The 17300-nt window shown below is 69.9% G+C and carries 18 protein-coding genes; 9 read left to right on the forward strand and 9 right to left on the reverse strand.

The genetic code is table 11. The features are described from left to right. Positions 1-103: 103 nt before the first annotated feature. Positions 104-550, forward strand: a complete 447-nt coding sequence (locus ACIRRY_RS22970; protein WP_403975672.1) for a hypothetical protein — start codon at positions 104-106, stop codon at positions 548-550. Between the two features lie 533 nt (positions 551-1083). Here ACIRRY_RS22970 and ACIRRY_RS22975 read toward each other — a convergent pair. Next, positions 1084-1422, reverse strand: a complete 339-nt coding sequence (locus ACIRRY_RS22975) for a hypothetical protein (RefSeq protein WP_403975674.1) — start codon at positions 1420-1422, stop codon at positions 1084-1086. A 395-nt stretch (positions 1423-1817) separates the two neighbouring features. Next, positions 1818-2009 carry a hypothetical protein gene (locus ACIRRY_RS22980; RefSeq protein ID WP_403975676.1) on the reverse strand — a complete coding sequence of 64 codons (192 nt, stop codon included), beginning with the start codon at positions 2007-2009 and terminating at the stop codon, positions 1818-1820. Positions 2010-2105: 96 nt separating this feature from the next. Here ACIRRY_RS22980 and ACIRRY_RS22985 point away from each other — a divergent pair, with 96 nt between their 5' ends. Further along, positions 2106-2957 (forward strand): helix-turn-helix domain-containing protein, encoded by an 852-nt coding sequence (locus ACIRRY_RS22985; protein WP_403975679.1) that lies wholly within the window; start codon positions 2106-2108, stop codon positions 2955-2957. Positions 2958-2974: 17 nt separating this feature from the next. Beyond that, on the forward strand, positions 2975-3532 hold the full coding sequence (cyaB, locus tag ACIRRY_RS22990; protein ID WP_403975680.1) for a class IV adenylate cyclase: 558 nt from the start codon (positions 2975-2977) through the stop codon (positions 3530-3532). Positions 3533-4306: 774 nt separating this feature from the next. On the opposite strand, the gene ACIRRY_RS22995 is transcribed toward cyaB, so the two are convergent. Beyond that, on the reverse strand, positions 4307-4660 hold the full coding sequence (locus tag ACIRRY_RS22995; RefSeq protein ID WP_403975682.1) for a VOC family protein: 354 nt from the start codon (positions 4658-4660) through the stop codon (positions 4307-4309). Between the two features lie 61 nt (positions 4661-4721). Between ACIRRY_RS22995 and ACIRRY_RS23000 the strand changes: the two genes are divergently transcribed. After that, the gene (locus tag ACIRRY_RS23000; protein ID WP_403975683.1) at positions 4722-5594 is read left to right on the forward strand and encodes a universal stress protein; all 873 of its coding nucleotides are present in this window, start codon (positions 4722-4724) and stop codon (positions 5592-5594) included. A 2-nt stretch (positions 5595-5596) separates the two neighbouring features. On the opposite strand, the gene ACIRRY_RS23005 is transcribed toward ACIRRY_RS23000, so the two are convergent. Next, positions 5597-6613 carry a Gfo/Idh/MocA family oxidoreductase gene (locus ACIRRY_RS23005; protein ID WP_403975686.1) on the reverse strand — a complete coding sequence of 339 codons (1017 nt, stop codon included), beginning with the start codon at positions 6611-6613 and terminating at the stop codon, positions 5597-5599. Positions 6614-6626: 13 nt separating this feature from the next. After that, positions 6627-7412 (reverse strand): TIM barrel protein, encoded by a 786-nt coding sequence (locus ACIRRY_RS23010; protein WP_403975688.1) that lies wholly within the window; start codon positions 7410-7412, stop codon positions 6627-6629. A 165-nt stretch (positions 7413-7577) separates the two neighbouring features. On the opposite strand from ACIRRY_RS23010, the gene ACIRRY_RS23015 reads away from it, so the two are divergent. Next, positions 7578-8609, forward strand: coding sequence for a LacI family DNA-binding transcriptional regulator (locus tag ACIRRY_RS23015; RefSeq protein WP_403975691.1), 1032 nt, complete (start codon positions 7578-7580; stop codon positions 8607-8609). Between the two features lie 6 nt (positions 8610-8615). Here ACIRRY_RS23015 and ACIRRY_RS23020 read toward each other — a convergent pair whose 3' ends face one another. The 3 genes from ACIRRY_RS23020 to ACIRRY_RS23030 all read right to left on the reverse strand — a co-directional run bounded on the left by ACIRRY_RS23020 (position 8616) and on the right by ACIRRY_RS23030 (position 11378). Continuing rightward, positions 8616-9851, reverse strand: coding sequence for a DUF4032 domain-containing protein (locus ACIRRY_RS23020; RefSeq protein WP_403975693.1), 1236 nt, complete (start codon positions 9849-9851; stop codon positions 8616-8618). Positions 9852-9860: 9 nt separating this feature from the next. Beyond that, positions 9861-10607, reverse strand: a complete 747-nt coding sequence (locus ACIRRY_RS23025; protein ID WP_403975696.1) for an MBL fold metallo-hydrolase — start codon at positions 10605-10607, stop codon at positions 9861-9863. 141 nt (positions 10608-10748) lie between these two features. Next, entirely contained in the window at positions 10749-11378 is a 630-nt protein-coding gene (locus tag ACIRRY_RS23030; protein WP_403975698.1) for an alpha-ketoglutarate-dependent dioxygenase AlkB, read from the reverse strand. A 104-nt stretch (positions 11379-11482) separates the two neighbouring features. Here ACIRRY_RS23030 and ACIRRY_RS23035 point away from each other — a divergent pair, with 104 nt between their 5' ends. Further along, positions 11483-12109, forward strand: coding sequence for a TetR/AcrR family transcriptional regulator (locus tag ACIRRY_RS23035; protein ID WP_403975701.1), 627 nt, complete (start codon positions 11483-11485; stop codon positions 12107-12109). Between the two features lie 17 nt (positions 12110-12126). Further along, the gene (locus tag ACIRRY_RS23040) at positions 12127-13800 is read left to right on the forward strand and encodes an FAD-binding dehydrogenase (RefSeq protein WP_403975703.1); all 1674 of its coding nucleotides are present in this window, start codon (positions 12127-12129) and stop codon (positions 13798-13800) included. 25 nt (positions 13801-13825) lie between these two features. On the opposite strand, the gene ACIRRY_RS23045 is transcribed toward ACIRRY_RS23040, so the two are convergent. Continuing rightward, positions 13826-14176, reverse strand: coding sequence for a DUF488 domain-containing protein (locus tag ACIRRY_RS23045; protein ID WP_403975705.1), 351 nt, complete (start codon positions 14174-14176; stop codon positions 13826-13828). A gap of 232 nt (positions 14177-14408) precedes the next feature. On the opposite strand from ACIRRY_RS23045, the gene ACIRRY_RS23050 reads away from it, so the two are divergent. Together ACIRRY_RS23050 and ACIRRY_RS23055 are read left to right on the forward strand one after the other, a co-directional pair. Continuing rightward, on the forward strand, positions 14409-16379 hold the full coding sequence (locus ACIRRY_RS23050) for a potassium transporter Kup (RefSeq protein ID WP_403975707.1): 1971 nt from the start codon (positions 14409-14411) through the stop codon (positions 16377-16379). Positions 16380-16506: 127 nt separating this feature from the next. Then, positions 16507-17166, forward strand: a complete 660-nt coding sequence (locus ACIRRY_RS23055) for an MSMEG_1061 family FMN-dependent PPOX-type flavoprotein (protein ID WP_403975710.1) — start codon at positions 16507-16509, stop codon at positions 17164-17166. Positions 17167-17300 lie beyond the last annotated feature (134 nt).

Consider the following 17300-nt stretch of genomic DNA (forward strand, 5'->3'; position numbering starts at 1 on the left):
TGGACGCACACCCGGAGATGTCAGTGGAGGTCGCTAGATTCGGCGACGGAACCTCGCCCGCCGCTCCCCCGGTGGGCGAGCGGCCAGAAAGGGAGGGGACACCATGAGCGACTACAGCATGAGCTACTACAGCACCGGCGGCGTCTTTGATGATGACGAGCCGTACGGGTACGAGGAAGAGCCCCAGCCACAGCAGAACGCGCCTCGGTCGCCGGGATTGCGAGCACACGTCAAAGCGATCACGGCGGAGAACCGGCAGTTGAAGAAAGAGCTGGAGGAGCAAAAGGCTGCCTTGATGGAGCTAATGGAGGGCGACAGCCCACAGGCTTCCAATGCCTATCCGAACTCCCGGCTTACACAGGCTGAGATCCTCCAGTTGACACGAATGCAGGAGGCCGGAGCCGTTGGCGTCGCGGCCCCAATGAATACTCAACTGGAGTTGATCTCTCGCATCCAGAACGCAACGAGTCCGCAGGAACTCATGGATTTCTTGCATTCGCAGGGGAATACGAACTCCACCCAGAGTTACCAGGGAATGGGGTACCAGTGACGGACACCGCCACTCGCGCAGTACCCGGTACGGATCTCTCCGGCGACCCGGGTCGCGAGGCGGGCTCACAGCCCATGCAGGGCCTGAAGGGGGGCTCGGCTGCCCCGTACTTCGCACAACCCCTCTCGGCTCCTAATACTGGCGCTCCGGCGCGAGACCTTGCCAATGCAACCGATGCCACGAGTCCGACCTCCGGGTACCTCTCGGGAGCGACGTGGACCTACACCGGCGGAGCCTGAGACTGTGCATCAGACTGTGCACGTCTGACCTGTCAGAAATTCACCCTCCGTACTAAGCCATGGCTCAGGCGTGAAGGTCTAACAGGGCAGAAGAAAAGCCCCTGGAGTCCCCAGGGGCTTTTTCGTTCCAGAAATACACCCGCAAATTATCGAGGCAAATTCGGAATTGAATTCTCGGGTGTTTCGGGACCGGGAATTGTCGACTTTGATCCATGCTGTCGCAAATGTGGGTGCATTTAGGGCCGTGTGCGCAATTGAGAGACGACTATCTGCGCACCCTCTGCGTACGCCCTATCAATGACCCTCATTCGGAGGCTGCTCGGCACGCCAGTCGATCCCCTCCCGATCGAGACGCGCCATTGCGCGAGTGATGGCCTCGGGGTTGCCGCGATTGCCTCGGTTCGGCACCGAAGTTTTCTTCTTTCCCTGCTCAGAGCGCTCGACGGACCTGCCGGTCCGCCTTTTCTTGTTGAAGAGGTCTGGCCGCTTCTTGCGAACCTGCTCGAAGTTGTATGCCGTATCCGCGCCTAGTTCGCGGATACGGGCGTTAGTGCGACGGATAGAAGCACTGGCCTGCCAGATCAGCAGGGTTAGCAACACTCCGGCCGTGAATCCTTGCCACCACTCAGGCATGATCGATTCCCTGACTTCTCCCGCGCGCAGTCCAGATGCGCGTCATGATCCGGAGCAGGTCCGGGTCGATCATTTCTACCTTGTCGGCATGGTCGCGGTGGGCGTACACATCCCACCCGGGACCGGAGTTGCTGAGTTCGTGGGCAACCACCACTGCGTCAGCAGGGTTAGTGATCACCTCGTCGCATGCGCGGCACACTCGTACGCTCGCGGTCATGAGACGTCGGCCTTCCGTCGGTGGCAGGCGCACGCGCACCGCCGCTGAAGCAAGATCCCGCCGCCGCCCGGGAGCGGGATGTCCGCCTGGTCGCACTGACCGTGAAGATCGCGGTATTCCGGCCTCTGGGCGACCGCACACTCTGCGCTCATGGTCTCCGTGTCAACGGTCGGCGCGCTCATGACGTCGCCGCCTGGTGGGATCGCATCTCGATGTTGAAATCCGTGACCTTGCTCAGGTCGCCGTTCTGACGCGCTTCTTCCCGTGCACGGACGAGCGCTCCGCAGACGTCGCACCCGGCAACCGGGGGCGGTTCGATCAGCGGCAGAGGGAGATCAATGGGGCCGGTCATCGTGGTCTTGACGTCCATGCCAACACCCTTGGCCACACCCTGTGTCCACCCCCATTCCCCGGCTGTAATCTCACCGTGGGATGGGTTCCCATCGGTTCAGCGATACGGGGTGCCATGACGACCGCGACGACTCCGATCGAACTGCCCGACTGGGCATGGGAGAAGGCCGAGATGCGCGAGGCTCTGCGCGCCCGGGACATCGGTCGTGTCTTCCGCTGCGTCCAGCAGTACGCGGGCGCCAGTCAAGGGCGAATCGGAACGGCCGTCGGCATGTCGCAGGCCCGAGTGTCCGAGATCTTGCATGGGCGGCGGGAGGTGGGGCGCCTGGACGTGATCGAGCGCATCGCCGATGGCCTGCGGATGCCGGATGACGCGCGCCACCTGATGGGGTTGGCGGCAAGCCGAGAGAAGCGCTCCGGCGGACCGGCGTTCGACCTCGCTGCGTTCCCCGAAGTCGTCCGGGTCTACGCCTCCCAGCACTCGGCTGCCGAGGAGATCCAGGAGCATGCCCGCAGCGCAAAGGAGATTGATGTACTCGCCGTGCGCGGTCTCGGTCTGATCGGACTCAACGACTCACTGCTGAGGGCGCATCTGACGCATGACCTGGGCGCCGGGGACGTGCGAGTGCGCGTCCTGCTTTTGGACCCGGACGGCCCCGCCCTTGTCCGTCGTGCGGCCGAAATCGGGGAGTCCGCCGAGTCGTTGGCGTCCGGCGTCCGGCTCGCTGAAGCGCGGCTGAGGGAACTGGTCGGCGCGTGCGACATCGGCGTCTGGCGGTACGCCATGTTGCCGACCTGGCGACTGATCCGGACCGACTCCACTCTGTTCGTCAGCGCTTTCGACGCAGGATGGGAAGGCCACGAGTCGGCTACGTACAAGATCATGGAAACACCCCATGGGCCCTTGTACCGGGGGTTCCGCAGGATGTTCGATGCGATCACCGACGGCGCGCAGCGCACGGTCTGACAAGAGAGGAACGCCCTGTGATCGAGGCCGAGTTGAAGGCCCGTGTGCACGCGCCAGAAGCAGTCATGCGGCGGCTCGACGAACGTGCCACGGCACGTGTCGAGGTCTATCAGGACAGCTACTACGACCGGCCGGACGGTTCACTGACGAAGGCCGACCAAGAGCTACGCGTGCGGACGGTCCATGGACCCGACGGCTTGCGGTCGCTCGTGACGTTCAAGGGCGCGACGGTCGACGAAGAGTCCGGCTCGAAACCTGAGTACGAGACCCGCGTCGCGGACTCCGAAGCGGCGCACGCGATCCTTCGGGGGCTCGGATACGCCCCAGTGATCGCCTTCTCGAAGCGGTGCCGAAATTACGACTTCGAGGCCCGGGGACGCCAGATGCTCGCGACCCTGGTTCGGGTTCCGGAGATCGATGGGACGTTCCTGGAGTTGGAGACCTTGACCAGCGAGGACGACGTTACGGCCGCACTGGACGATGTCCGTGCGGTGCTGGCCGAACTGGGCATCGAGGCAGACGATTTGACCCGGGAGCTATACACGAACGCGGTGGCCACGCAGCGCCAAGGGTGATCTCTGGGATTGAGCCTGAGGGGTCTGGGACGTATGCGCGGGGAGGGTTCATCCCTCCCTGTGGCGCCCCGGTTTAACACCCCTGGGTCATACCGGGTTAATTCTGCCTATTTCCCCCTCGTGTGGCTGACTCGCCAGTGCTGACCCCCGTGCGCCGCGCTGCGGTTCCGGCAGCGCGGCGGCACACGCCCGCCACGCAGGGCAGGGCAGTGCTCCGCGAGGGCAGGGATGCGCTCCTGCCTACCAACAACGAGAGGGCACGGAGAGTGCCAGCATCCCCGTGTTCATCAACGCCGAGCCGTTCATGCCCGACGTGGTGACCATGGACTAGGAGCGCGCCTTGAAGGCGTTGATGGTCGGCATGCCCACCTTCACGCCGAACGGCGTGGAGCCCTCCACGCGGGGTGCCAACGTGGTCGTCGGCACGCTCCGCCCGCATGCCTGCACGCCTCCGAGCGGGGCAGACTCCAGCTACGGGGCGTAGCGAAACAGCCTTTGCGTAACCCCTGTCGCGATCATGGCTCGATTCGCTTCAGTGAATCGCCCTGACCTGCGGGTTCCTTGATCACGCACTGCTCACTCTTGGTAACCCGTAGGTGGGCACTTGTCCACGGTCATGATGACGGTCCGCGCGGCTTCGGCGGCCTGTGCCATACGTCTCCCACCCCGAGTGGTCGGCTTCACGGCACGGCGGCGCCGTTGTCACCGCGCCGGCTCCCCACCATCGTATGGTCGATCGCCCCGGTGCGCTCCGCTACGCCCGAGACGGGGGCCTCAGGGGCGCGCGGAGCGCAACACGCAGAACTCGTTCCCCTCCGGATCCGCGAGCACCACCCACGACTGCTCGCCCTGCCCGATGTCCACGGTCCGCGCCCCCAGGGCCAGCAGCCGGATCACCTCGGCCTCCTGGTCGTCGGGCCGGAAGTCCAGGTGGAGCCGGTTCTTGACCGTCCGGCTCTCGGGCACCGGCACGAACAGCAGCCCGGGCAGGCGTTCCGGCGTCGGCCGGATCTCGAACTCGTCCGGTGCCTCGCCCACCACCACCCACCCGAGCGCCTCGGCCCACCAGCGCCCCAGTGCGACGGGGTCGGCCGAGTCCACCACTACCTGCTCCCACTCCAAGGTCATGCGGGCACCGTAGTGAAGACTGGGCCCGACGCACGTGACCGCACCACCGGGAGGCCACCGCATGACACGACCGATCACCGCCGGGGTCGACGGATCGGCGGAGAGTCTCGCCGCACTCGCCTGGGCGGGCCGGGAGGCCGTACGGCGGGGGCTGGCGCTGCGGGTGGCGCATGTCTGGCAGTACGAGGAGCACCGGGCGCTCGACACGGGGGACCGGGACACCCAGGACCGCTGGGTGCGGGACGCGGCGGCCGAGGCCGCCCGGACGCTCGCCGAACGCCACCCCGGCCTGGACGTCACCACCGACGTCATGGAGGGCGACCCCGTCGACACCCTGACCGCCGTCGCCGCCGACGCGGAACTGCTGGTGCTCGGCTCACGCGGCCACGGGCCCGTCGTCGGCTTCCTGCTCGGTTCCGTCGGCCAGCAGGTGATCGCGGACGCCGTACGGCCCGTCGTGCTCGTGCGCGCCGGAGACGAGCCGGCGGGGGAGGCCGCCGGGCACGAGATCGTCGTGGGCCAGCACGGAGACCCCGAGGACAGCGCCCCGGCGCTCGGCTTCGCCTTCGAGACGGCGGCTGCGCGTGGCGCCACCGTGCGGGCCGTACGGGCATGGACGCTGCCACCCGTGTTCGCCTACAGCCCCGGCTCCATGAAGCTGCTCGACGAGGCTGGCGGTCTGGAACCGTACGAGAAGAAGGGCCTGGCCGAGGCGCTTCAGCCGTGGCGGGAGCGCTTCCCCGACGTGCCCGTGGTCGAGCACGTGGAGATGGGCAGCGCGGGGCAGGTGCTGCTGTCGGTCGCAGGCCGGGCCCAGTTGATGGTCGTCGGGCGGCGCGCCCGCCGTACGGCGGTGGGCGCGCGGATCGGCTCGGTCGCGCACGGGGTGCTGCACCACGCGGAGTGCCCGGTGGCCGTGGTGCCCGCCCTCTGACCTCAGACGTCCTCGATGCGCACGGGGACACCCTTCTCCACCGAACTGATGGCCGCCACCGCGATCCTCAGCGCGGCGCGGGCGTCCTCACCGGTCGCGGACGGGGTACGCCCCGTGCGGACGCTGTCGGCGAAGTCGGCGAGCTCGGCGACGTACGCCTCGTGGAACAGGTCCTGGTCGTACGTGACGGTCTCGGCCGCGATGCCGTCCGCGCCGTAGGACGTCAGATGGGTGCGCCGGATGTCGCCCATCGTCAGCATGCCCGCCGAGCCGAAGACCTCGCCGCGCACGTCATAGCCGTACACCGCCTGGAAGTTGGCCTCGGCGGTGGCGAGGGCGCCGTTGTCGAAGCGGATCGTGACCACGGCCGTGTCGAGGAGGCCGCGGTCCTTGAAGTCGGGGCGGACCAGGGCGTCGGCCATGGCGAAGACCTCGACCGGTTCGGAGCCGGGGTTGAGGTAGCGCAGGGTGTCGAAGTCGTGGATGAGGGTTTCCAGGAAGATCGTCCACGGCGGGACGGTGGAGGGGTCCGCCAGCTTCGGGTCGCGGGTGAGCGAGCGCAGCAGTTGTGGGGTGCCGATCTCGCCCGCGGCCACCTTGTCGTGCGCGGCCCGGAACCCGGCGTCGTAGCGGCGGTTGAAGCCGACCTGGAGCGGTACGCCCGCCTCGGCGGCGGCCGCGATGGCGCGGTCGGCGTCCGTGAGGGTCGTCGCCATCGGCTTCTCGCAGTAGACGGCCTTGCCCGCGCGTGCCGCGGTCTCGACCAGGTCGGCGTGGGTGCGGGCCGGAGTCGAGATCACCACCGCGTCGATCCCCGGATCCGCGAACAGGTCGGCGATCTCCGTATACGCGGTGGGGCGGTCGAGCCGGTCGGACAGGCGCTGTGCGGCGCCCGGGGCAGGGTCGGCGACGGCGGCGAGGCGGACGCCGGGCAGTCGGCGGGCGAGGGTCTCGGCATGGAAGGAGCCCATGCGGCCCGCGCCCACCAGTCCTACGGCGAGGGGGAGTCGGTTGCTCATGGAGGTTCTCCGGTCAGAGGGTGAACGCGGTGCGGAAGCGGTCCAGGGCGCGTTCGCCGTCGCCGTCCGAGGCCCAGGCCTCCATCGCGACCGTGCCGTCGTAGCCGATGTCGGCGAGAGCGCGGGCGATCGCCGGGTAGTTGATCTCGCCGGTGCCGGGCTCCTGGCGGCCGGGGACGTCGGCCACCTGGATCTCGCCGATCAGGTCCAACTCGTGGGCGCGGCGGACCAGTTCGATGAGGTTCCCCTCGCCGATCTGGGCGTGGTAGAGGTCCAGGTTCATGCGCAGGCCCGGCCGGTCCACCGCCTTGACCAGGGCCAGGGTGTCGGCGGCCGTCGCGAACGGCACACCGGGGTGGTCGACCGCCGCGTTCAGGTTCTCCAGCGTGAAGGTGACGCCGGCGCTCTCGCCCAGCTCGGCGAGGCGGGTCAGGGTGCGGTGGGCGGCGATCCACATCGGGCCGGTGGGCTCGCCGGTCACCGGAACCACCGGCAGCCCCTCGGAGTCCAGGCCGGTGCCGTGCAAGTTGAGCCGGGGGCAGCCCAGTTGGTCGGCGGCCTTCACCGACTCCTCGGCGGTGCGCAGGAGTTCGGCGGCGCCCGCCTCGTCGGTGAGGCTGCCCCGGATGTAGCCCGTCATCGACGAGAACTCGGCCGGGGTCCGCGTGAGCGCGTCCAGGTCGTGCCGGGTCCAGTCCCAGATCTCGACCTGGAATCCGGCTTCGTGGATGCGCCGCGCCCGCTCGTGGATCGGCAGGTCCCGGAAGACCATCTCGGCACAGACCGCCAACGTGTACATGACTGCTCGCCCTCTTCTAGAACGTTCTAGATGGCAGTAGTACGCCACCGCCGGAACCGTGTGTCAAGAGTTCGCACGACATGTTTCTAGAACGTTGCAGGAACCCCCGGAGCAGCTACGATGCGCGGAACGAACAGCCCGTCCCGTTCCTCCGGAAGGACATCCGTGCCGGCCCCTCCCGCGCTCCCCGGCGGCAAGCGGCCCACCCTGGCCCATGTGGCGGCCCGGGCGGGCGTGTCCGTCGCGCTGGTCTCCATCGTGATGCGCGGGGCCTACGGCGCGAGCGCCACTACTCGTGAGCGCGTCCTCAAGGCCGCCGAGGAGATCGGCTACCGGCCCGACACCCGGGCCAGGGTGCTGCGCAGCAACCGCTCACGCCTGCTCGGCGTGCAGTTCGGGCTGCGCCACCCCTTCCACACCGACCTGGTGGAGGGCATCTACGCCGCCGCCGAACTCGCCGGCTACCAAATCGCGCTGAGCGCGGTCGCGCCCACACGCGGTGAGCGGCAGGCCGTGGAGGCGCTGCTCGCCGACCGGTGCGAGGCGCTCGTCCTGCTCGGCCCCGAGGTCCCGGCGGCCCGCCTCGCACAGCTCGCGACCCAGGTGCCGGTGGTCTCCGTGGCGCGGCGGCTGCGGCCCGCCCCGCCGGGCGTGGACGTCGTCCGCACCGACGACGAGGAGGGCGCCCGGCAGGCCGTGGACCACCTCGTCGCGCTCGGCCACCGCGTCATCGCCCACATCGACGGCGGCCGGGCACCCGGCGCCGCCGACCGCCGCCGCGGCTACCGCACCGCGATGCACCGGCACGGCCTCGACGACCACGTCCGTGTCCTGCCCGGCGGGCTCACCGAGGACGACGGCGCGCGGGCCGCCAGGACCCTGGTCGCGGAGCCCCCCCGGCCCGGCGCGGTCCTCGCCTTCAACGACCGCTGTGCCACCGGCGTCCTCGACACCTTCCTGCGGGCGGGCGTCACCGTCCCCGGCGAGATCTCCGTGGTCGGCTTCGACGACACCAGCCTGTCCCGGCTCGCCCACATCGACCTCACCACCGTCGCGCAGGACGTTCCGCGCCTCGCGGAACTCGCCGTCGGCCGCGCCATCGCCCGGCTGGACGGGGAGGAGGTCCCGGACCGCGAGCAGGTCGTCCGGCCCCGCCTGGTCGTCCGCGGCACCACGGCCGCCCCCGCCGCGGACTGAGCCGGGTCACTCCGGCGCGGCCGGCTCCAGGGTCTCGCGCACCTTCGGCAGGATGTTCTTGAGGTAGTCCTCGACCACCGTGTCCAGATCGATGTCGTGCTGGGCCCGCTCGGCCAGGTACCAGCGGTGTTCGAGCAGCTCGTGGTAGATCTCGGCCGAGTCCATCGACCCGCGCAGCTCCAGCGGTACGGCCCGCACGGTCGGCCGGAACACGTCCCGCACCCACCGGTGCGCGAGCACCTCGGGCCGGGCGGCGAGGGGATCGCCAGGGACGTAGTCGTCCTGGGTGGCCATCCAGCTCTCCAGGTCGTTGAGGAGCCGCCGGGCCTGGTTCTCCTCGGCGTCCAGGCCGGTCAGGCGCAGCAGTTGGCGCTGGTGGTGACCCGCGTCGACGACCTTGGGCACGAACGTGACCGTGTCGCCGTTGGAGGAGTGCTCGATCTGCATCTCGGCGACGTCGAAGCCGAGTTCGTTCAGGCGCCGGATCCGGCGTTCGATGAAGTGGTGCTTGCCCGCCGGGTACACCGAGACACGGGTCAGCTCCTCCCACAGCCCCTGGTAGCGGGCGCAGATCTCCCTGCCGAACTCGATCGGGTCGACGGACGGGTGCAGCGCCCCGGACGCCTCCAGATCGAGCAGCTCCCCGCTGATGTTCACCCGGGCGAGGTCGAGGTCGTAGTCCCGCTGTCCGTCGCTCAGCCTCGGGTGCAGATCGCCGGTCTCCGCGTCCACCAGATACGCGGCGTACGCGCCCGCGTCCCGCCGGAACAGTGTGTTGGACAGCGAGCAGTCGCCCCACGCGAACCCGGCGAGGTGCAGCCGCACCAGCAGCACGGCCAGCGCGTCCATCAGCCGGTGCATGGTGGCCGGGCGCAGCGTCGTCTCGAACATCGAGCGGTACGGCATCGAGCCGCCCAGGTGCCGGGTGATCAGCACCGGCTCCAGCGGTTCGCCGTCGGCGTCGGCCCGGCCGGTGACCACGGCGAGCGGATCGACGGCCGGGATGCCGAGCCGGTCCAGGTCGCGCAGCAGCTCGTACTCGCGCAGCGCGGGCCGCTCGGCCAGCTCCTTGACGGCTATGACCTCGCTGCCGGCGCGGGCGTAGCGCACGACGTGGCGGGAGATGCCGCGCGGCAGCGGGACCAGGTACTCGTCGGGCCACTCCTCCAGGGGAACGTCCCAGGGCAGCTCCAGCAGGAGGACCGGATGCTCCGGGTTGGTCGCGTTGATCTGCAGTGCCATGGGGTGACCTTAGATCGCGTGTTCGCGGGCGCGCCGTGCCGCCTCACGGACCGGACCGGTGTGCAGCGGGCCGTGACCGGGCAGCAGGGTGTCGGCGTCCAGTCCTTCGAGTATGTCCAGCGAGGCCACGGCACGGTCGCGCTCGTGATGGAACATGTCGGGCAGCAGCTGCGGTCCCTTGATCCGCGAGGTGGGGTGGCCGCTCACCAGGGCGTCCCCGGAGATCACGATCCCGCGGTCCGGGAGATGGAAGACGCAGTGCCCGCTCGTGTGGCCGGGGGTGTGCACGGGGACGGGCCGGCCGGGCAGGTCGAGCGGGCCCGCACCCGCGAATGCCTGGGGAACGGCGACGGGATGCTGCTCGGTGCCTCCGACACGGATCGTGTGCACCATCCACGGTAGGACTCCCGGACGCCAGACGTTCCTCAAGACGTCCCCGACGGTCACCTGTTGGAGGAACTCCCGCCGCGCGTGCGGCACTTCGGCCTCGTGCAGGTATACCGGGGTGCCGTAGGTGTCGCGCAGATACTCCGCCGAACCGAGGTGGTCGTTGTGGGCGTGGGTGATCAGCACCGCCGCGACCGACTTCGGTGAACTCCCCACCTGCTCGAGGGAGTCGAGCAGGAGCTGACGGTCCCCCGGGTATCCGGTGTCCACCAGGGTGGCGCTGTCGCCGTCGGTGAGGATCACCCAGTTGGTGTTGTTGCCGTGCACCAGATAGGTGTTGTCGGCGACTTGGCGTACTTCTGCCCGCATGATCGTCCCTTGCCCGGTGGTGCAGTTCGGGGTCCAGCCAACCAGACGCCTACGGTCCCGGCGCGGGCGGGGGAAGCCGCCCCCGGCGCCGTCCGCCGGGGGCGGCCCCCGCGTGCGTTCCGAAGCGGCCGCCCTTCCGCCTCAGTGCACGCCGTGCGGGCGGAACTGCACGCTGATGCGCGGTCCCGCGGCGCGGGTGGTCTTGGGGACGCTGTGCTCCCAGGTCCGCTGACAGGAGCCGCCCATCACGATCAGGTCGCCGTGCCCGAGCGGGCGCCGCAGCGACTCGCCGCCGCGCAGCGGACGCAGCAGCAGATCGCGGGGCGCGCCCACGGAGAGGATCGCCACCATCGTGTCCTCGCGGGCACCCCGCCCGATCCGGTCGCCGTGCCAGGCGACACTGTCCCGGCCGTCCCGGTAGTAGCAGAGCCCGGACGTGCTGAACGGCTCGCCCAACTCCCGTGCGTAGTACGCCGAGAGAGCGTCCCGGGCCTCGGCCAGCACCGGGTGCGGCAGCGCGTCGTCCGCGCCGTAGTAGGCGAGCAGTCGCGGTACGGCCACCACCTGGTCGTACATCTGACGGCGCTCGGCGCGCCACGGCACCTCGGCGGCCAGCTCCTCGAACAGGGCGTCCGCGCCGCCGAGCCACCCGGGAAGCACGTCGATCCAGGCGCCGAGCCCCAGTGCCGTACGGCGGATCCCGTCGAGGGGGCCGAGGCGGAGCTGGTCGGTCTGGTCGAAGAGCGAGGCCTGGAGGTGGTGCGCGGTCATGGGACCAGCGTACTCCTTATTCGAATATCTGTTCCAATATGAACCCGGCTCTTTTGATGCATCGATGTATCGGATACATTCGCGTATCGAACGGAGGTCCGGGCATGGTGACTGAGGTGACGCCCAAGCGTGTGACCAGGCGCCGTGTCCGTACGCGGGCCAACCTGCTGGCCGCCGCGTTCGCGGTGTTCGCCGCCAAGGGATACGGCCGGGTCTCCATCGAGGAGGTCTGCGAGGCCGCCGGGTACAGCAGGGGCGCCTTCTACTCGAACTTCGACAGCCTGGACGAGCTGTTCTTCGCCCTCTACCAGGAGCGGGCCGAGCTGATCGCGGACCAGGTGTCCGGTGCCTTCGCCCTCGACGGACCGGACCTCGACGTACCGGCCGCCGTGGACCGTGTCACCGACGTGCTCCTCCTGGACCTGGACTGGCTGCTGGTCAAGACGGACTTCCTGGTGCACGCGGCCAGGAACCCGGCCGTCGCGGAGAGCCTGCTCGACCACCGGGCGCGGCTGCGCGCGGCGATCGCCGATCGGCTCGCCCGCGCGGCCGGCCGGTTCGCACTGCCCGCCGTGCTCGACCACGTCGACAGCGCCGCCCACGCGGTGATCGCCGCGTACGACGGAGTCACCACCCAACTGCTGCTGGACAAGGACGTGGAGCACGCCCGTGTCTGGCTCAAGCAACTGCTCACCGCGCTGCTGACCGACGGCAGTCGCGCTCTCGATTGAGAAAGGCAACGGTCGCCATGGATGCGGACGTCATCGTCGTCGGAGCCGGTCTGGCCGGTCTGGTCGCGGCCCATGAACTGACCAGCCAGGGACGCCGGGTCGCGCTCGTCGACCAGGAGAACGCGGCCAACCTCGGCGGCCAGGCGTTCTGGTCCTTCGGCGGGCTGTTCCTCGTCGACTCCCCGGAGCAGCGCCGCCTCGGCATCAAGGACTCCTTCGACCTCGCCTGGAGTGACTGGCAGGGCAGCGCCGGCTTCGACCGCGTCGACGACGAGGACGCGTGGGCGGTGCGCTGGGCGCGCGCCTACGTCGAGTTCGCGGCCGGTCAGAAGCGGCCCTGGCTGGAGAGCCACGGCATCAAGCTGCTGCCCACCGTCGGCTGGGCGGAGCGCGGCGACCTGCGCGCCCACGGACACGGCAACTCCGTCCCGCGCTTCCATGTCACCTGGGGCACCGGCACCGGAGTCGTCGAACCCTTCGTGGACTACGCCAGGCAGGCCGCCCGCGACGGGCTCCTCACCTTCTACCACCGCCACCAGGTCGACGAGTTGGTCGTGGCGGAGGGCGAGGCACGCGGCGTACGCGGCACCGTCCTCGCCGAGGACGACTCGGCCCGGGGCGTCTCCTCCAGCCGCGAGGCGATCGGCGAGTTCGAACTCACCGCGCAGGCCGTCGTCGTCACCACCGGCGGCATCGGCGCCAACCACGACATCGTCCGCCAGTACTGGCCCGAGCGCCTCGGCACCCCGCCCGCCGAGATGATCACCGGTGTCCCCGCCTACGTCGACGGCCGGATGCTCGACATCAGCGCCGAGGCGGGCGTACGCCTGGTCAACCGCGACCGCATGTGGCACTACACCGAGGGCCTGCAGAACTGGAACCCGGTCTGGCCCGGCCACGGCATCCGCATCCTGCCCGGCCCGTCCTCCCTCTGGTTCGACGCCCTCGGCCGCCGCCTGCCCGACCCGTGCCTGCCGGGCTACGACACCCTCAACACCCTCAAGTACCTGCGGACGACAGCGGACTTGGCGGACCACGACCACTCCTGGTTCATCCTCACCCAGAAGATCATCGAGAAGGAGTTCGCGCTCTCGGGCTCCGAGCAGAACCCCGACATCACCGCCAAGGACAGGAAGGCGGTGCTGCGCGACCGGCTGCTCGGCAAGGGCGCCCCGGGCCCGGTGGACGCCTTCCTGCGCAAGGGCGCGGACTTCGTGACCGCCGGCAATCTTGAGCAACTGGTCGAGAAGATGAACCAGTTGACCGACAAGCCGCTCCTGGACGCGGCCGTGGTGCGGCGCCAGATCGAGGCCCGCGACCTCCAGATGGCCAACCCGTACAGCAAGGACTCCCAGATCCAGGGCATCCGCAACGCCCGCCGCTACATCGGCGACCGCCTCGGCCGCGTCGCGACCCCGCACCGCATCCTCGACCCGGCGGCCGGCCCCCTGATCGGCGTCAAGCTGCACATCCTGACCCGCAAGACCCTCGGCGGCATCCAGACCGACCTCGACTCCCGCGCGCTGGCCGCCGACGGAAAGCCGATCGGCGGGCTCTACGCGGCGGGCGAGGTCGCCGGCTTCGGCGGCGGCGGGGTGCACGGCTACAACGCCCTCGAAGGCACGTTCCTCGGCGGCTGCCTCTTCTCGGGCCGTGCGGCGGGACGCGCGGCGGCGAAACAGACAGCCTGACCGAGCCGTGCCAGGGCCCGTCTCCTCACCCCTCCAGGAGGCGGGCCAGCACCGAGGCGTGACTCTCCTGCGGCGACCTGACCGCCGTGACCAGGGTCACCGGCCCCATCCGGACCAAGTTCCGCAAGGTGTGCAGGAGTTGAGCCGCCTCGGGATCGGCGAGCTCCGCCTCGTAGCGGCTGCCGAACTCGTCGTAGGACCCCTCGCCCGCGTGGTACCAACGGCGCAGTTCGGTCGACGGGGTCAGGGCCTTGGGCCACTCGTCCACCCGGGCCGCCTCCTTGGACAGGCCGCGCGGCCACAGCCGGTCGACCAGGACGCGCACACCGTCCTCGGGCTCGGGCGGATCGTAGACACGGCGCACTCGGACGGTCACGGGCGGGGCTCCCTCGGGTGGCGGTGATGCGGTGAGCCTACGTCCGGACGGGGCGACGCGGCGCAACTCGACCTGCGGGGCGAGGCAGGACGCACCCCGCTTGCCGCCGACGCCCCGACCTGGATCTTTCGCCGGCCGCGCGCACCTGCGGGCGATCGCGCCGGCGCATGGGTAGTGTCCGCCCCGACGCACCGGGCCCGCACTACCGCGGTCCGCCAGAAGGAGGACGACCATGGCAGATCGTGGGCAGGCGGGAGCGCCGGACGAGGCGTCCGCGGCGGGGCCGCCGGAGACGCGACCGGCGAGCGCGCGGGACGCGGTGCGGCTCGCGGTGGTGATCGGTGCGCTCGGAGTGGTCTTCGGGGACATCGGGACCAGCCCGATCTACACCCTCCAGACCGTGTTCAGCCCGGGCGACCCGCACCCGGTCCCGGTCAGCACCCAGAACGTGTACGGGGTGGTGTCCCTGGTCTTCTGGTCGGTGATGGTCATCGTCACGGTCACCTATGTCCTGCTGGCGATGCGCGCCGACAACGAGGGTGAGGGCGGCATCATGGCGCTGATCACCATGGTGGGGCGCTGGAGTTCGCAACGGGGCCGGCGGGCCGCCGGAGCGCTGACCGCGCTGGGTATCTTCGGCGCGTCGCTGTTCTTCGGCGACAGCATGATCACGCCGGCGATCTCGGTACTGTCCGCGGTCGAGGGGCTCAAGGTCGTCGAGCCGTCGCTGGACGACGCGGTCGTGCCGATCACCGCGGTGATCATCGTCCTGCTGTTCCTGGTGCAGCGCCGGGGGACCGCGGCGGTGGGCCGGGTGTTCGGGCCCATCATGATCCTCTGGTTCCTCGCGATCGGCGCGTGCGGCGTCGTGGGCATCGCCGACCACCCGGCCATCCTCCGGGCGCTGTGGCCGAGTTACGCGCTCGGCTTCCTCTTCGGCCACTTCGGCACCGCCTTCTTCGCGCTCGCCGCGGTGGTGCTCGCGGTCACCGGCGCGGAGGCCCTCTACGCGGACATGGGGCACTTCGGCCGCCGGGCCATCACACGCGGCTGGCTGTTCCTCGTCTTCCCCGCCTGCGTCCTGAGCTACCTCGGCCAGGGCGCCCTGATCCTCGCCGACTCGTCCAACATCAGCAGCCCGTTCTTCCTCCTCGTGCCCCACTGGGGGCGGTGGCCGATGGTCCTGCTCGCCACCGCGGCCACCGTGATCGCCTCACAGGCGGTCATCACCGGCGCCTACTCGGTCGCCTCCCAGGCCGCCCGGCTCGGCTATCTCCCGAGGCTGCGGATCGCGCACACCTCCGAGTCCACCATCGGCCAGATCTACGTCCCCTGGATCAACTGGCTGCTCATGGTCTCCGTCCTCACCCTGGTCTTCGCGTTCCGCAGTTCCGCCGCTCTGGCCTTCGCGTTCGGCATGGCGGTCACCGGCACCATCACCATCACCACCCTGCTGTTCTTCTACGTCGCCCGCGCGAAATGGGGTACGCCCGTGTGGCTGATCGCCACCGGCGCGACCCTGCTGCTCTCCGTCGACCTGCTGTTCGTGGCGGCCAACCTGACCAAGCTCGTCCACGGCGCGTGGCTGCCGCTGCTGATCGGCATCACCGCGTTCACCGTCATGACCACCTGGCAGCGCGGCCGTGAGGTCGTCACCGCGGAACGGGCCGAGCACGAGGGTTCGTTGCGCGAGTTCGTCGACCAACTCCGCAGCGGGGAGCGGCCGGTGCTCCAGGTCCCCGGCACCGCCGTGTTCCTCAACCGGGGCAAGCAGACGGCGCCGCTTGCCATGCGGGCCAACGTGGAGCGCAACCACGTACGGCACGAGCAGGTCGTGATCCTCTCCATCGAGACCGAGACGGTGCCTCGCGTCCCGGCCGACCGGCGGGTCGTCGTCGACGGCCTCGGCTACGGCGACGACGGGATCGTCCACGTCACCGCCCGCTTCGGCTACATGGAGACACCGGACGTACCCGGCACCCTCGCGCTGCTCGACCCGGCCGACACGGAGGGGCCGTTGCTGCTCGACGACGCGTCCTACTTCCTGTCGACGATCGAACTCCGGCGCGGCCCGGCACCGACGATGGCGCCCTGGCGCAAACGCCTGTTCATCGCCACCTCCCACATCACGGCCGACGCCGCCGAACACTTCGGCCTGCCCCGCGACCGGACGATCATCATGGGCTGGCACATCGAGGTGTAGCCGCGCGGCCGGATGACCGGGCGGCGCCGGGTCGCCGGCCGAGGAGCCCGTGCGAGCGCAAGCCGCTGACCTGCGGCGATGGAAATCTTCGAGGTCCCCTGCAGGCCGGCGGCATAGGCTCGGAGGCATGACGACCTCACTTGCCGGCAGTGCGTTCGACTCGCTCCATCTCGATGCCGTACGTGACCAGGAGGCGCTGCGCCGGGTCTACGAACTCCCCCGTGACGCGGCCGTACGCAAGCAGATGACCGAACTCACCGAGCAGACGCGGCGGTTGATCGGCTGCTCCTCGCTGGTCCTGGTCGCCAGCGCTGACGCCGAGGGCAACTGCGACGTCTCCCCACGCGGCGGCCCCGCCGGATTCGTGGCCGTCCTGGACGCACGGACGGTGGCGATACCGGACGCGACCGGCAACAAGCGTCTGGACACCCTGCAGAACGTCGTGGCCACCGGACGGGCCGGGCTGCTGTTCGTCATCCCGGGGCGGACCACGACGCTCAGGGTGAACGGCCGGGCCGTGGTCTCCACCCGCCCGGACCTGCTGTCCCAGCTGACCGCCGTGGGCAAGCCACCGGCCAGCGCACTGGTCGTGGGGATCGAGGAGGTCTACCCGCACTGCCCCAAGTCGCTGCTGCGCAGCGGGGCCTGGAAGCCGGAGCAGTGGCTGCCTGCGGACGCCCAGCCGACCTCGGCCGAGGTGACACTGGCCCAACTGCGGATGCCGGAGCTGACGATCGCCGACATCGAGCAGTCGGAGGCGGACGCCCTCAAGTACCGGTACGAGTAGCCGGCCGGATCCCCTGGCCGACACGTCCCGGGATCACTCGCTTCGGTCCCGCCCTGCCGCGCGCGAGAGAACCGCGGCCGAGGCCGGGGACGCCGACCGTACGCCGGAGACGTGCCCGCGCACCCGCCCGGGCC

It is taken from the genome of Streptomyces sp. NPDC101776 (assembly GCF_044766845.1).
Taxonomy (GTDB): domain Bacteria; phylum Actinomycetota; class Actinomycetes; order Streptomycetales; family Streptomycetaceae; genus Streptomyces.